We start from the raw sequence: 13,568 nt of genomic DNA on the forward strand, positions 1-13,568 counted from the left end.
CTATAACGTGTGTCATAGCCGGTTGCAACACTCAATCTGTGGAGTTTCGGTATCCGTGTTGAAGGTGCTGGGTGAAAAGCCATTGGTGACATTGCGCAATGCTGGCATCAGGCGCGGCGGGCGCTGGCTGGTGCGCGGTGTCGAGCTTTCGATCCGCAAAGGCGAACTTGTCACCCTGATCGGCCCAAACGGATCGGGCAAATCGACAACAGCGAAAATGGCGCTTGGCGTGCTGAAGCCCGATGAGGGTGAGGTGGTGCGCGAGCGGCCGTTTACGGTTGGTTATGTGCCGCAAAAACTGAGCATCGACTGGACCATGCCGCTCACGGTTGACCGGCTGATGACCCTGACTGTCAAGCTGTCCAAGGCTGAGATCGAGGCTGCTTTGGATTCTGTCGGGATTGCCCATCTGCTGCGCGCCGAAGTCCAGCATCTGTCCGGTGGCGAGTTTCAGCGGGCGCTGCTGGCGCGGGCTCTTGCCCGCAAGCCGGACCTGCTGGTGCTGGATGAGCCGGTGCAGGGCGTCGATTTTGCCGGTGAAATCGCCCTTTACGAATTGATCGCCGATATCAGGCGCAAGACGGGTTGCGGCGTGCTGTTGATTTCCCACGATCTGCATATGGTGATGGCAGAGACCGATATTGTCGTCTGCCTGAATGGACATGTCTGCTGCCGTGGCACACCGGATGTCGTCAGCCAAAGCCCGGAATATCAGCGGCTTTTCGGGGCTGCTGCGGCGCGCACGCTTGCGGTCTATAATCACCGCCATGACCACACGCATCTGCCGGATGGCCGGGTCCAGCACCTCGATGGGTCGGTGACAGATCACTGCCATCCTGATGACGGCCATCATCATGGCCGGGGTGAGGAGGGCCATCATCATGGCTTGGGTGAGGAGCACCATCATCGCCATCACGATGACACGCTTGAGCTTGAAGAGAACCATCATGATCATCACCACCACGGCGAAGGGCCGTCGGTGACGTCGGGGAGGGGTGATCGTCATGATGGATGATTTCTTCGTTCGGGCATTGCTGGCCGGCGTCGGGCTGGCACTCACGGTTGGGCCGCTCGGCTGCTTCGTCATCTGGCGGCGCATGGCCTATTTCGGTGACACGATGGCACATTCCTCGTTGTTGGGCGTGGCTCTGTCACTGCTGTTTTCCGTCAATCTGACGCTCAGTGTGTTTCTGGTCGCGGCAATTGTCTCACTGCTGTTGTTGCTGTTGCAGAACCGGCGCGGGCTTTCCGCCGATGCGCTGCTGGGTATTCTCAGCCACGCGACGCTGGCGATTGGCCTTGTTTTGGTTGCCTTCATGACCTGGGTGCGGGTCGATCTGATGGCCTATCTGTTCGGGGATATTCTGGCCGTGACGCCGCAGGATATCGCCACCGTCTGGATTGGCGGGCTCGGTGTCATCCTGTGCCTTTGCCTGTTGTGGCGGCCCTTGCTGGCGGCCACCGTCAATGAAGACGTCGCCGAGGCGGAAGGCTTGAGACCGGCGCGGGCCAGGCTGATCTTCATGCTGCTGATGGCCGTGGTGATTGCCATTGCCATGAAAGTCGTCGGCATTCTGCTGATCACCGCGCTGCTGATCATTCCGGCCGCCACCGCCCGGCGGTTTTCCATGACGCCGGAAATCATGGCGGTGCTGGCGTCTGTTATCGGCGCGGTTGCCGTAGTTGGCGGCCTGTTTGGTTCACTGACTTATGACACGCCTTCCGGCCCGTCCATCGTGGTAGCCGCCCTTGTCCTGTTTATTCTCAGCTTGCTGCCGATACGCCGTTTTTCAACGGCTGCCGTGAAGAAAGGATGATCGTCTGATGTCCACACCGCAATTGACCCGCAATCAAAGCCTGGTGTTTCAGGCGCTCGAAAAGGCAGATGGCCCGCTTTCGGCCTATACGATCCTCGACAAGCTGCGCGATAGCGGCTTTCGCGCCCCGCTACAGGTGTACCGCGCCCTGGAAAAGCTGCTGGAATTCGGCCTTGTGCACCGGCTGGAAAGCCTCAACGCCTTTGTCGTCTGCTCCCATCTCCAGCATGATTGCTGCGACCACGGAACCGTGGCCTTCGCAATCTGTAGCAAATGCGGGCAGGTCAAGGAGTTTCACGATCACTCCATCGACCATCGGCTGGGAGACTGGTCGAAGGGCCAGGGCTTCAAGGCGGAGAAAACCACAATCGAAATTCGCGGCGTCTGCGCAGAGTGCCTCGTCTGAAATCACGCCTTCAGAGCGGTTTCAGTTCACTAGAGTTTGTCAGGTAAAAGTGGAAACCGGTTTTCCCGATATGACAAACGAAAACAAATGAATCTAGAGACCGTCTGGTTCAATATGAACCTGACAGTCTCTAGCAAAACGCTGCCAGTTGGCGATGTAGTTTTGCGCGGAACGTTTCAGGCCTTCCACGGCCTTTTCATCGAGAGTGCGTATGGCGCGGGCCGGTGAGCCAACAATCAGGGAGTTGTCGGGAAATTCCTTACCCTCGGTAATCAGCGCATTGGCACCGATAAGGCAGTTATTGCCGATCCTGGCACCGTTCAGCACCGTCGCCCCCATGCCCACCAGCGTGTTATTGCCCAGAATGCAGCCGTGAATGATGGCATTATGGCCGATTGTGCAGCCTCGCCCGATGGTCGTCGGAAAGCCCATATCGGTGTGAATGGTGACGTTTTCCTGCACATTGGAGCCTGCGCCAATGGTGATCGGCTCATTATCGCCCCGCAGCACCGCACCGAACCAGATGCCGACATCCTCGCCGATGATCACATTGCCGATGACCTGCGCATTGGGCGCAACCCAGTAACGGTCGGCGGAAGGCAGGTGCGGTTTCAAATCCCCGAGGGTGTAAAGTGGCATGGTGGCAGGTCCTTTTATCGATCTGCCACCGATCTTTCGGGATAAGCCTCAGAAAAGCAAGGGCTTTGAACCCGTTGGGACCGGGCGTGCATGTCCGGCCCCTACCACTGTGGATATGTCAGCGGACATACAGCACGAAGCTGCCATCGGATGCTTCGTCAGCGTAAATCACATTTTTGAGCTCAACATTTTGTGACAGCAATTGCCTGCGCAGAACCGGGTTTTCGCGAATGGCGGCCTGGACTTCGCGAGCCTCAGGGCTGGTTGGCGTCAAAGATCCGAGAAAGTCCTGAAATGTGTCATGCTTTTCGATCTCATCCGGCGTGCTGATCATGAAGCGGGGATTGTGATCTGTTGCCAGCGCCCTGTCAGCGGCAGACATGGCTGCATGGCTGATTCCAGTCATGGCGGCGGTTGCGAGAACGGCGGCAAGAGAAATTTTGGCAATGCGAGACATGGCAGTGCGAGAGTTGGCAATGCGGGACATGGGTTCACTCCTCCAGGAACAAAACCGGCGAGAAAAACTCGTTAGCCGGTGAAGGAGATCCTCGCGCTTAATCCGTTCAAATCCAATTCACCAGCGAGTGAGATTGGATTAATTCTTCGTCATGTTCGCTGAGACAGCGGACATGCGGTCTGCTCAAACTCGTTGACTCAAGGCTTATGGTTTTACCGCAGCCGCAGCTTCAACGGCAGCCGTCGTGAATGGGGAGCCACATGAAGGTGAATATTCGCTTCCGGCTGAGAATAGCGCCAGGCGCGGGCACCGTGGCAGAGCAATAGGCTCATCAATTCCTTCGTTCTTGCGCGTGGCTTGTTGATGCCGTCTGCCAGCCGCATCGCCGCCTCATGCAGTGGATTGAGGCTGGCGCGGGGATTGAAGCGAAGCGCCTGCTCGTCTGCGCTATGGTGGTCTTCGGTCTGGCCCGCATTCCGGTGGTTTTCATTGCTTGCCATGGATTACATCCTCGTACGCATTACATTTCGAGGTGAACTGACCGAGACCTGCATAGATACATATGCTGAAGCCTCGGTAAGACAGAGTGATTACTGCATTGCGGCCCAGCAGCTGACGCCTGCCTTTTTCAAGCGATTGCAGGCATTGACCGCAGACTTCTGATCATCGAAGCCGACAAACCGGGCGCGATAGACCTGAGATGCTCCTTCGCCATAGGCCATGGCGAAAGGCCGCGCACCCTTGAGGGAAATACCGCTCTTGGCACGGGCGCTTTTCAGCAGGTCCATCGCCGCTTCCTGGCTATCCGAAACACCGATCTGGACGGTCCAGCCCGAAGGTGCCGCAGTTGGGGCCTTGGTGGAGAACGTGACTGTGTTGTCGACATCGGCTGGCGGTTTGGGGCCAGATGACTTGGAGTGGCGCGACGCACTTTTGCGGGTCTGCGGCATGGGAGCCGATTCTGTTTCCAGGGCCTGGCTTGCCTCCGCTTGCTTCGCAAGGGCGGCAACCGCATCATTGGCGCCTCCTCCACCGGCATAAGCTGTTTCGCTTAGGCTACCTGTGTCATAGCGTCCGCCGGGTACGGGCACACCGGATTGAGGCAATTGGGGTGCAACGGCGGTTTCGCGGGCAACAGGCGCCATCGGCTCCGGCACGGTGCTTTGGCGGGCAATAAGCGGACTTGCGCCACCACGACGGGAGGCTTCCGGTACATAGGTTGCCATCAGCTTCCGCATCTGGTTGTCGCGCGCGGCACCTGAGGCACCGCCCAGCACCACGCCAACCACTGATTTACCATCGATCTGCAGCGAGGTCACAAGGTTGAAGCCGGAGGCATTGGTAAAGCCGGTCTTGATCCCGTCGACGCCGCGCACCGAGCCGATGAGGCGATTGTGATTGCCGATTACCTGGCGACCATAGGTGAAGCTGCGGGTGGAAAAGTAAGCGTAATATTGCGGAAAATGCTGTCTTAGCGCCATGCCCAGCCGCGCCTGATCGCGGGCCGTGGTCATCTGGCCGGAGTTTGGCAGGCCATTCGCATTGCGATAGGTGGTCCGCGACATGCCAAGTGCGCGTGCCTTGGATGTCATCATCTGGGCAAACCGGGCCTCGGAGCCGCCGAGATATTCGCCGAACGCAGTGGCCGCGTCATTGGCGGAGCGGGTGACGAGGGCCTGAATGCCTTGCTCAACGGTAAAGCTGCCGCCGGGCCTGAGGCCAAGCTTGGATGGTGGCTCGGAGGCAGCATGGGCCGACACGGGAACAGAAGAATTCAACCGGATCCGGCCTTTCTCCAGCGCTTCGAAAACCAGATACAGGGTCATCATCTTAGTGAGCGATGCGGGATAACGCAGGCTGTCGGCATCGGTGGCGCGCAAAACCTTGCCATTATTCACATCCACAACGATGTCGGCATAGCGCGATGCGGCAGCAGCCTCGGGAGCCGGAGCCACCAACGTGGCGCAGACCAGAGCCACGGTGAGAGAGACACGCATGACAGGCCGAACAATCATGTTTCGACCAAGGAGGCTAGCAACTCGCATATTCACCACTGCACTCTTTCCTGAATTCCAGCCCTGATCACGCATAGGGTCGGGGCAACATGCCCGGTCTGGTGCTATGCGTATGAATTCTTGCTTTGGCCGCCCCCCAGCGACATATTTCCTGACGCTAACACCACAGCGTTACCAAGTGGTTTATGATGAACAACAGGTTGCCGGTCCCTGCTGCATTTTTCTAAAATTTTGCCGATGCCCATAAAAATCTGCGCCAAGTCTGGACAAGGTTCGGATCTACTCACTCGACACGGTCAGTCGGGAAGCGACGAATGCTTCGACGGCGGTATCAATTTGCCGCCAGTCGGCCAATTTCTGGCGCGAGAACCGGTAAAGCACACTGAGATCGTGACCGGCGTTCAGGTCGCGCTGGCAGGTGTCGACGGCGGGGCCGTCCTGTTGCAGCCCGGCTTGATCGGGGGAAAGGCAGCGGATGGCGAAGTCCGGGCGACCCGGCCGTGGTGCCGTATAGAGAATTTCGCCGTCATAGCCGCTGCCCGCGCGAAAGCGGTGGCCGGTCAGGCCAAAGGGGCCTGGCTGCGGCGTTCCTTCGAACAATTGTTTGTAGATCGGCTCGATCCGGCCTGACATGTCGCGTGACATGGTGCTCTGGGAGATCTGGAGGAAAATCAAATCGTTCGATTGGCTGATATCGTCGAAACGTAGCCGGTCAGCCTGACTGTAGCCACGCATTTCCGGCCATGTCAGGGCCAGATCCACCCGGGCCAGGGCGCCATCCTGGCGCTGGCGTTGGAACCTTATGGCGTTGTCTTCAATGCGCAAATGATCAAGGCCAATGGTGATCGCCCGCGGTGTCGTGCTCTCGCTGCGCCGATCACTTGTCAGCGCCCGGCCAATCCAGTCACTGCCGAGAAACAGCGCCAGGGAAAAGACCAGGAGAAGGGCGAGACCCACAAAGCAAACCGTCAGCGCCCTGGTGGAAATCAGGGGCTTCTCAATGTTGGTTGTGGGTAACTTGACGGCGTGGTCCATGCTTTGACTGGCCTTCTCTTGGCTGCGCAACCGTTCCACGTCATCATGGGTGAGGCACTGGCCAACAACCTGAAAGACGGGACCCGAGTCGCGCGTAGAAGCATGGTCAGGGCATGGTTAATGGCACGTTAATGGTGCCCTTGCGCCCGTCCGCAAATTTCCAAAAAAGTGAGCCGGCTCCGTGGCAGCGGAACCGGCTCTTGGCCTTGGTCGGACGGAGATGCGGGGACGACCGGGGCCAATATCTGCCAGACGTCGTGGATGCGGTCGCGTCCTCGCCTTGGCGGTCAGTTTTTCGGAAGGGCGGCAACCGTTGGCGCGCGCCCATCCTGGATCTTCATCCATTGACCCGGATTGTCGGAGGACTGGCGTTTCAGGAACGTATATTCCGTATCCGACCAGAGCAGTACCTTGTTGCGCATGTTGTCGAGGATGAAATCACCGCGATCGGTGCGGACGGTCAGCACGGCATGGCCGTCGCCATTCGGTTGCAGCACCACGGTTATCAGCAGGTTGGATTCGTCTACGCCTTTCGCAATCAACTGACGGCGCTTGAGCAGGGCGTAATCTTCGCAGTCGCCGGCAACGGTTGGGTATTCCCACCATTCCTCGACACCGTAAAGATCCATATCGGTTTCCGGCTTGATCGTGGTGTTGACGGTGTAGTTCACGGCAAGAATGTCTTGCCAGAGCGCGGGCGTCAGCTGTTGCGGACCTCTGTCGCTGCCGGAGGGGCGGCATTCGCTGGCATAACGCTGGCAGAACTCGTAATGGCCTATCGGCTGACTGGCTCTGCCATTGATTTTCATCGAAGGCTGGCCGGCAAAAGCCGCTTGTGCGCTGGCGAATGCCACGATAGCGGCGATGATGGTGAAACCTGTTGTCGTCTTCTTGTTCGTCATTGGGTGTCTCCCCGTTATGGGAGTACAATGACAGTGATACTTTGCCGTCTGGCAAAATTGGAAGGTAGGAATAAGTACAAAATCGAAGAAAATAAGTATAAAATTAAAATAAAATTTTAGGCAATTTACTCCTGTTTTCTATGGGAATTGACAAGGCGGGCGGGGGCGAATGACGATGCCTGCATCGTAAACAGGATTGTTATCTATCTGAAAAATATTGAAAAAATACAGAAAGGCACGCCAGGAAAAGTGTGGCGTGTTGTCCCGAAAGGGCGCATCATTGTCCCGCGAGTTTAAGTTGAGGTTGATGTCGAGTGGACCCAAAAAGGGATTTATCGCCAAAAAACCGCAGGGAATACTCGAATTACTCCAAAAATGCATGGGTTTTGGTGAATGATGGATGAACAGGATTGGGATCAGGCATAAGGCTGGAAAATATACAGCGCTTTTCGCCTTGGCTGGATGAGCGAGATGACGCAGGAGATTTGGAAGGCAACAGAAAGCCGACCACGGAATCCTCTGAGCATGCTCGAAACTGCCAGGGTGAAGTGAAACCCGATGTCGCGAAAAGACAGCCACTATCAAGCGGCGGTGCGGCTTAATATGAACCTGACGGGTCCTACAGAAACTCTGTCAGGGCCTCGCGGGATTGCAGGGTGGTGAACTCGATGGCAACGCCTTCAAGGAAGTGGCGCACGACGCGGCCGCGCATGCTGCCCAGGCGCACCGCAGTGCCAAGAGGTGGGCGAATATCGATATCGATCGCCGCACCGGAAAGGGACAGGTCCATGATCCGGCAGCTATATTTACGTCCGTCATCAAAGACCAGTTCGGTGCGCGGCTGCTTTGGTGTCAGTCGGTCATGACGGCGGTCTTCCGGCAGGCCCAGTTCGTGCTTGTTGGCAATCCAGGTCAATTGAGCAGCAAGCTTTTCGCGTTTGCGCTCCGTTGCAACAATGCTGATGACAAAGCCATCATCGGTGGTCTTGATCACGGTGCCTTCGATGCGGCCGATGTGGTCGATATAGGCAATGATCCTTTCACCTGGCACGGGGCGGGCAGCGCAGATCACTCGGACGTCGCCCGGTGACATATCCACCGTCAGGCAGACATATTCATCCTCGCTCGGCACCATCAGCCGACCCTCAAGACTCACGGAGACGCGCTGAAACGCCCGCTGAACCGGGGGACGTGCTGAACCGCTATTGGGAGCCTGGTTATAGGAATACATGCAACGATTCTTCAACGCTTTGAGTCGCCTGAAATATTAGGCGCTATGCGTTAACAGAGTGTTTTGCTCTTCACCGATCTGTCCACAGATCTTCAGGGGCTAAAGCTAAAGATAGGACCTGAGAGAAATGAAACGGTCTTCTCGAAAAGACAAGCGAAAACAAAGGAAACGGTAGCCTGCCTGGTTCTATCCGAACCTGACAGGCTACCGGCTATTGGGCTTATCCTTCGATGCGCAGGGAGATGGTTTTCTTACCGTAAACCGCCTTGACCTTATGGCCATCAACTTCGATAGCGCCGAATTTTCCAGCAATCCTGGTGGCAGTGATCAACTTGATGGTCTGTCCGGCTTTCCATTGACCGTTAGGCTTGACCACCAGTTTTCCACCGTCGATGAACAGCGTCTTGCTGACAGCAAGGCTTGGCGCTTTCGTGGCTTTGGTGGAGGTAATTTCCAGGGTCGCATCCTTGCGCAGCGTCAGGGTGCCGGTCACGGTCAGAGGCGCGGAGGCAATGTCCATCGTGCCACCAGCAAGATACACATCGCCCTTGCCAAAGGCAGTCGGTGATTGCGCAACAAGGCGACCGTCCTCGATCACCGTGCCGCCGCTCCAGCTGTTGTTGGCTGACAGCGTCAGTGTGCCGCTGCCCTGCTTGGTCAGCTTGCCTTTGCCGGAAATCGGGTTTTTCCAGGTGTCGTCGGCGTTAAAGCCGCCTTTGGTACCATCCATAATAAGGGTAACATCACCGTCGAACGCACCATAACCATCGGCGGCGCGGAACAGGTCGAGACGACCCCAGCCTTCCGGATCATTGATGATTGGATAGCCAGAGGCAATTTCCGTGGTTTTCAAGACGACCCGGCGCTGATCGGCACTAAGATAGGGCAGGCGGGTTTCCAGCAGCACTTCGGCACCCTTGGGCACGCTGGGCGCCAAGGATGGATCGCCGATCTGCTTGTAGCCATAGGTCAGGCGTGGTTCGAAAAATTGCTTGTTCCAGGCGTAATCGGCATAGGCATCCGTCGATTTCGGAAGAGCATGGGCCGCCGCCAGCAGCGCCTGGCCATCTTTTGCACCGGTTTGCTTCATCAGCCATGTCTGGCTCTGCTGATAGGCTTCGCTGCGCAGCGGCGTATAGTCCGGCCGGTTGAGATTATAGGCGACGATGGCGGTGGCCAACACCCGCCCGCCCAGCACGTCGAAGGTCTGGTGCATGCCAGCGCGAATGCGGTTTTCGCCGAGCATGGCGGCGCGGGTCAGCATTTCCTGATAGCGCTGCGGCACCAGATAGGCCATCACCAGCGCATCGCGCCAGGCTTCGGCGGTATGGCCGGAGGGGAAGCCGCCGTCGGAGGCCGGTTTGTCGCTCTTGGCCAGTTCCAGTTGCGGTACGATCCGCACCTTGTCGCTGGCGCGGTAAGGACGGGCATATTTGTAATAGCGCTTGGCAGGCTCAGTTGAACCATCGGCACTGCCCGCCTCGATCAGATCGACGGCCTTGCCGAGATCTGTATTGTCCTTGGAGCCGACGCCGCGATTATTGCCCTTGTCGTCATATTTGACGGTGGTCGCGTCAGCGGGCATGCCGGTGATCGTCGTGGTCTGACGCACGCCCTGGCGCCAGGCATCGGCCAGGGGACCAAGACCATCGGTAATGCTGACATTCTTGCCCCGCCGGTCATCCAGATAGGCGGCCAGATCGCGTTCCGGCGTATGTTCGCCGGTGACCTTGATGGAATAGGCGAGATTCTGCTCATGCAATTTCGGGAGCTTCTTGACCCCATCGGTCGGGCTGCCGGGAATGCCGCTCCAGTCCGATTTGGCAATCGCCGGGCAGCCATCCTTGGCCGGTGCTTCCTGATCGGCGTCGACAAAGGGCGTACGAGGGGTCCAAAGCTCCAGGAAGCCGGACAGAACACGCACGCCGGCATTGGTCTGTGGTGTCGCATGGCAGGCATCGCCGCGCTGGTTGGTGGCGCCGGTATCCACATAGGCCATGACGCCTGCCGGTGGCGGCGCGCTATCGGCATGGCCGACACCGGCTGGAACTGGGGGCAGGGTGAGGCCATCTGCGAAGGCTGGCGTCAGCGCTGTTGCAAGTGAAAGGACAGCCGCGAAAGCGGCGATTGAAGAGAGTTTTTTCATGGATGGCCTTTCTCTTGGGCTTTGGGAACCCTGCGATAACGAGAGCTTGCCGCTGATCTGCTGCGTTTTCCGGGCTTTCGCAGCGGCGGATGTTATTCGTCAGGTTGGTAGATTAATAGCTGTAAATTTCCCGTGTCAATCTTGGGCGTAGTGGACTGAAGCCGTCTTGCTGGCGATTGCTTAAGGTCTGTGTGCAACAGTTTTCTGACAGCGGTGATCTCCTGCATTTCCTTTTGCCGATCTCTCGCTATATGCTGATGCTCACGGGTCACAAGGAATAGAGATGCATGGACGACAGGCCGAAGGGGCAATGGGACCGCGAGCCTGAAGATGGGGACGACCCGCTGGACGAGGGACTCGATCCGGCGACCAGTGGACGCGAACCGGTGTTCAACATGCCGGGCGGCATTCTTCTCGCGCTGATGCTGCTGGTGATGATCTATGCCTTGACCGGCTGGATTTTGTCTGATGAGATCTCCAATTGGATCATGGTGGAATTCGGCTTTTCGCCGGTTCGCTATGTCTATGATTTTTCCAACCAGGATCTCGCCTGGCTGTGGACACCCTTCACCTATTCACTGCTGCATGGCAGTATCGAGCATCTCGGCTTCAATGGCCTATGGCTCGCCGCCTTCGGCACGCCGGTCTGGCGCCGTATTGGGGCCGTGCGGTTCTGGTTATTCTGGCTGGCGACGTCAGCCGCTGGCGCTGTTGCGCATGTCTGCCTGAACTGGGGAGATGCAAGTCTTTTGATCGGCGCTTCCGGCGTCATCTCCGGCCTGATGGGGGCTGCCTGCCGGTTTGCCTTCGGCCCCGGACGCTCCGGCCTGCGTCTGCGCGAACAGGATGCCTTTCCACCCCGATTGAGCGTGCTTGCCAGCCTGTCCGAGCGCACGGTCCTTGTCTTCATTATCATGTTCCTAGCCGGAAATCTGATTATCGCTTTCGGGATTCCCTTGGTCGGCGATCCTGGCGCGGCCATCGCCTGGGACGCGCATTTGGGTGGCTTCACCCTAGGTTTTCTGGGGTTTGCGCTGTTTGACCGCCGCCCAATCGGGCAAAAAACGGCGGTCGATTAAAAAAAGCTGTGTCGATGCATCCAATTGGTTGCGTTCTCTAGCAAATGCAGGCAGCATTCCTGATCAGGGGGCGTCGATCCGGGAGGAGGAAAGGCGCCCAATCCTGAATGCCCGGAGATTTGCCAGGAGGAGGCGCATATGTCTGTGACAGTAAGGAATATTCTCAGCGAAAAAGGTCGTGATGTCATTACAGTCGGTCCGACGGTCAGTCTGGCCGAGGCCGCCAAGGTCTTGCATCACAATAAGATCGGTGCGGTGGTGGTTGTCGGCATGGAAAGCCGGATCGTCGGGATTTTCACGGAGCGCGATCTCGCATCGGCCATCGGTAAAGGCGGGGTCGAGGCCCTGTCCATGCCGGTATCCAAAGCCATGACCGCTAATGTGTTTCGCTGTAGTGAAGAGACCACCGTCAACCAGTTGATGGAAATGATGAGCAGCAAACGCTTCCGTCACGTACCGGTGGAAGATGGCGGCAAGTTGATTGGCATCGTCTCGATCGGTGACGTGGTCAAGCAACGCATCCGTGAGGTGGAGCTGGAGGCCGAGCACATCAAGGCCTATATCGCAGGATAAGGCCGATGTCGTGCCTGGTTTTGGGCGCGGACATTCCGCGATAAATAGCCAGTTCTCTGCGTGAATAGTGGGTCTGCCTGGTTTGTCCGGGCAGGCTTTTCTATGCGAGCGAATAAAATGTCCCCGCTGCAGCCTTGGACCGAAAACCGGTTTCCATGTTTCAGTCTGATGCTTTATCGCATCACAGCTTCCTGCATTCGGCGGATTTCAGCGATGCGGGCGATGGTTTCTTCATAGCCGCGCGCAATGCATTCACCAGCGCGGTGAAATTCCGATAGCCCAATATCGTTGACACGCGGATGCAGCGCCAGATCGGGCGGATCGCCTGCCAACCGGGCGCGGGAAATCCGATCCTGAATGATGTTGAAGGATTGCACCATCACGCCTGTCAGCCCAAGCCGATTCGGCTGTTTTACCGCGCCGGTATCCGGGCCAATTGGGCCGACCTTGTGCTTGACCACGGCGGAGCGACCATAAAGATCGTAGTGGAGGTTAACCGCCACCACCAGCGGCTGCTCGTAAGAGCGGCAGACCGACACCGGGACAGGATTGACCAATGCACCATCGACCAGCGTCCGGTTGTTGCAGCGCACCGGCTCGAAAATACCGGGCAAGGCGTAGGACGCGCGAAGCGCAGTGACCAGATTGCCGCCATCAATCCAGACTTCGTGGCCGCTCGTCAGTTCGGAGGCAACCGCCACGAAGGGCTGCGGCAGATCTTCGATGGTCAGGCCTTCCAGATGTTCCTGCATGCGTTTCGTCAGGCGCATGCCGCCCAATAAGCCGCCGCCGCCAATGGTCAGGTCGAGAAGGGCCGCGATGCGCCGGACGGTCAGGGATCTCGCAAATTGCTCCAGTTCATCCAGCTTTCCCGCCAGATAGCAGCCGCCAACCAGGGCACCGATAGAGGTTCCCGCTACCATGCCGACTTCGATGCCAGCCTCATCCAGCGCGCGCAACACCCCAATATGCGACCAGCCACGGGCCGCACCGCCGCCAAGGGCAAGTGCAATCTTAGGCTTGACGACCGGCGGCGGCAATTCGGCGACAGTGCTTGCGCCCGATGGGTTTCCTGGCTTTGCGGACCGACCGGCCCCTTGACCTCTTAAATTCCAGTTCAACATTTCCAGAACACCCTTTCGACCGAACAGTCCCCAACTGCATTGCATAAAGCCGCCGTTGGCTCAGGTCAGAAACCATACAGTGGTGCATCACGTCCGATGCACGGCGCTGCCATGCACGGCATGCTTCAAGTGCCCGTCGACGTC

General features: G+C 57.9%; 14 protein-coding genes. 5 read left to right on the forward strand and 9 right to left on the reverse strand.

Features of this window, described 5'->3' with window-relative positions; translation table 11 throughout:
- The first annotated feature begins 55 nt into the window (after positions 1–55).
- Genes AVI_RS08545 through AVI_RS08555 form a run of 3 tightly spaced genes read left to right on the forward strand, consistent with a single transcriptional unit; the run spans position 56 to position 2,223 of the window.
- The gene (locus tag AVI_RS08545) at positions 56–1,015 is read left to right on the forward strand and encodes an ATP-binding cassette domain-containing protein (protein WP_139192393.1); all 960 of its coding nucleotides are present in this window, start codon (positions 56–58) and stop codon (positions 1,013–1,015) included.
- Positions 1,005–1,817, forward strand: coding sequence for a zinc ABC transporter permease subunit ZnuB (znuB, locus tag AVI_RS08550; RefSeq protein WP_015915986.1), 813 nt, complete (start codon positions 1,005–1,007; stop codon positions 1,815–1,817). The genes AVI_RS08545 and znuB overlap by 11 nt, the downstream gene beginning before the upstream one ends.
- Before the next feature lie 7 nt (positions 1,818–1,824).
- Complete coding sequence (locus AVI_RS08555) at positions 1,825–2,223, forward strand: Fur family transcriptional regulator (protein ID WP_041696564.1); 399 nt, start codon at positions 1,825–1,827, stop codon at positions 2,221–2,223.
- Between the two features lie 93 nt (positions 2,224–2,316).
- On the opposite strand, the gene AVI_RS08560 is transcribed toward AVI_RS08555, so the two are convergent.
- The 8 genes from AVI_RS08560 to AVI_RS08595 form a co-directional block, all read right to left on the reverse strand.
- Positions 2,317–2,862 (reverse strand): gamma carbonic anhydrase family protein, encoded by a 546-nt coding sequence (locus AVI_RS08560; protein ID WP_015915988.1) that lies wholly within the window; start codon positions 2,860–2,862, stop codon positions 2,317–2,319.
- A 118-nt stretch (positions 2,863–2,980) separates the two neighbouring features.
- On the reverse strand, positions 2,981–3,349 hold the full coding sequence (locus tag AVI_RS08565) for a hypothetical protein (protein ID WP_015915989.1): 369 nt from the start codon (positions 3,347–3,349) through the stop codon (positions 2,981–2,983).
- Positions 3,350–3,531: 182 nt separating this feature from the next.
- Positions 3,532–3,819: a hypothetical protein gene (locus AVI_RS08570; protein WP_015915990.1), complete on the reverse strand. Its 288-nt coding sequence runs from the start codon at positions 3,817–3,819 to the stop codon at positions 3,532–3,534.
- A gap of 90 nt (positions 3,820–3,909) precedes the next feature.
- Positions 3,910–5,334 (reverse strand): D-alanyl-D-alanine carboxypeptidase, encoded by a 1,425-nt coding sequence (locus AVI_RS08575; RefSeq protein ID WP_234617888.1) that lies wholly within the window; start codon positions 5,332–5,334, stop codon positions 3,910–3,912.
- A 279-nt stretch (positions 5,335–5,613) separates the two neighbouring features.
- Complete coding sequence (locus AVI_RS08580; protein ID WP_015915992.1) at positions 5,614–6,369, reverse strand: hypothetical protein; 756 nt, start codon at positions 6,367–6,369, stop codon at positions 5,614–5,616.
- A 287-nt stretch (positions 6,370–6,656) separates the two neighbouring features.
- Positions 6,657–7,271, reverse strand: a complete 615-nt coding sequence (locus AVI_RS08585) for a transglutaminase-like cysteine peptidase (protein ID WP_041696566.1) — start codon at positions 7,269–7,271, stop codon at positions 6,657–6,659.
- A gap of 619 nt (positions 7,272–7,890) precedes the next feature.
- On the reverse strand, positions 7,891–8,502 hold the full coding sequence (locus AVI_RS08590; protein ID WP_015915994.1) for a PilZ domain-containing protein: 612 nt from the start codon (positions 8,500–8,502) through the stop codon (positions 7,891–7,893).
- 220 nt (positions 8,503–8,722) lie between these two features.
- Positions 8,723–10,648 (reverse strand): acid phosphatase, encoded by a 1,926-nt coding sequence (locus tag AVI_RS08595; protein ID WP_015915995.1) that lies wholly within the window; start codon positions 10,646–10,648, stop codon positions 8,723–8,725.
- Between the two features lie 287 nt (positions 10,649–10,935).
- Here AVI_RS08595 and AVI_RS08600 point away from each other — a divergent pair, with 287 nt between their 5' ends.
- Entirely contained in the window at positions 10,936–11,727 is a 792-nt protein-coding gene (locus AVI_RS08600) for a rhomboid family intramembrane serine protease (RefSeq protein WP_015915996.1), read from the forward strand.
- Positions 11,728–11,865: 138 nt separating this feature from the next.
- Positions 11,866–12,300 (forward strand): CBS domain-containing protein, encoded by a 435-nt coding sequence (locus AVI_RS08605; protein WP_015915997.1) that lies wholly within the window; start codon positions 11,866–11,868, stop codon positions 12,298–12,300.
- A 173-nt stretch (positions 12,301–12,473) separates the two neighbouring features.
- Here AVI_RS08605 and AVI_RS08610 read toward each other — a convergent pair whose 3' ends face one another.
- The gene (locus AVI_RS08610) at positions 12,474–13,424 is read right to left on the reverse strand and encodes a patatin-like phospholipase family protein (protein ID WP_015915998.1); all 951 of its coding nucleotides are present in this window, start codon (positions 13,422–13,424) and stop codon (positions 12,474–12,476) included.
- Positions 13,425–13,568: the final 144 nt, after the last annotated feature.

Source organism: Allorhizobium ampelinum S4, assembly GCF_000016285.1.
GTDB lineage: Bacteria > Pseudomonadota > Alphaproteobacteria > Rhizobiales > Rhizobiaceae > Allorhizobium > Allorhizobium ampelinum.

What these genes read in the sequence shown, in the direction of transcription:
- znuB (WP_015915986.1), top strand. Translation starts at nt 1,005, where the DNA reads ATGATGGATGATTTCTTCGTTCGGGCATTGCTGGCCGGCGTCGGGCTG.
- AVI_RS08555 (WP_041696564.1), top strand. Translation starts at nt 1,825, where the DNA reads ATGTCCACACCGCAATTGACCCGCAATCAAAGCCTGGTGTTTCAGGCG.
- AVI_RS08560 (WP_015915988.1), bottom strand. Translation starts at nt 2,862, where the DNA reads ATGCCACTTTACACCCTCGGGGATTTGAAACCGCACCTGCCTTCCGCC.
- AVI_RS08565 (WP_015915989.1), bottom strand. Translation starts at nt 3,349, where the DNA reads ATGTCCCGCATTGCCAACTCTCGCACTGCCATGTCTCGCATTGCCAAA.
- AVI_RS08570 (WP_015915990.1), bottom strand. Translation starts at nt 3,819, where the DNA reads ATGGCAAGCAATGAAAACCACCGGAATGCGGGCCAGACCGAAGACCAC.
- AVI_RS08575 (WP_234617888.1), bottom strand. Translation starts at nt 5,334, where the DNA reads ATGATTGTTCGGCCTGTCATGCGTGTCTCTCTCACCGTGGCTCTGGTC.
- AVI_RS08580 (WP_015915992.1), bottom strand. Translation starts at nt 6,369, where the DNA reads ATGGACCACGCCGTCAAGTTACCCACAACCAACATTGAGAAGCCCCTG.
- AVI_RS08585 (WP_041696566.1), bottom strand. Translation starts at nt 7,271, where the DNA reads ATGACGAACAAGAAGACGACAACAGGTTTCACCATCATCGCCGCTATC.
- AVI_RS08590 (WP_015915994.1), bottom strand. Translation starts at nt 8,502, where the DNA reads ATGTATTCCTATAACCAGGCTCCCAATAGCGGTTCAGCACGTCCCCCG.
- AVI_RS08595 (WP_015915995.1), bottom strand. Translation starts at nt 10,648, where the DNA reads ATGAAAAAACTCTCTTCAATCGCCGCTTTCGCGGCTGTCCTTTCACTT.
- AVI_RS08600 (WP_015915996.1), top strand. Translation starts at nt 10,936, where the DNA reads ATGGACGACAGGCCGAAGGGGCAATGGGACCGCGAGCCTGAAGATGGG.
- AVI_RS08605 (WP_015915997.1), top strand. Translation starts at nt 11,866, where the DNA reads ATGTCTGTGACAGTAAGGAATATTCTCAGCGAAAAAGGTCGTGATGTC.
- AVI_RS08610 (WP_015915998.1), bottom strand. Translation starts at nt 13,424, where the DNA reads ATGTTGAACTGGAATTTAAGAGGTCAAGGGGCCGGTCGGTCCGCAAAG.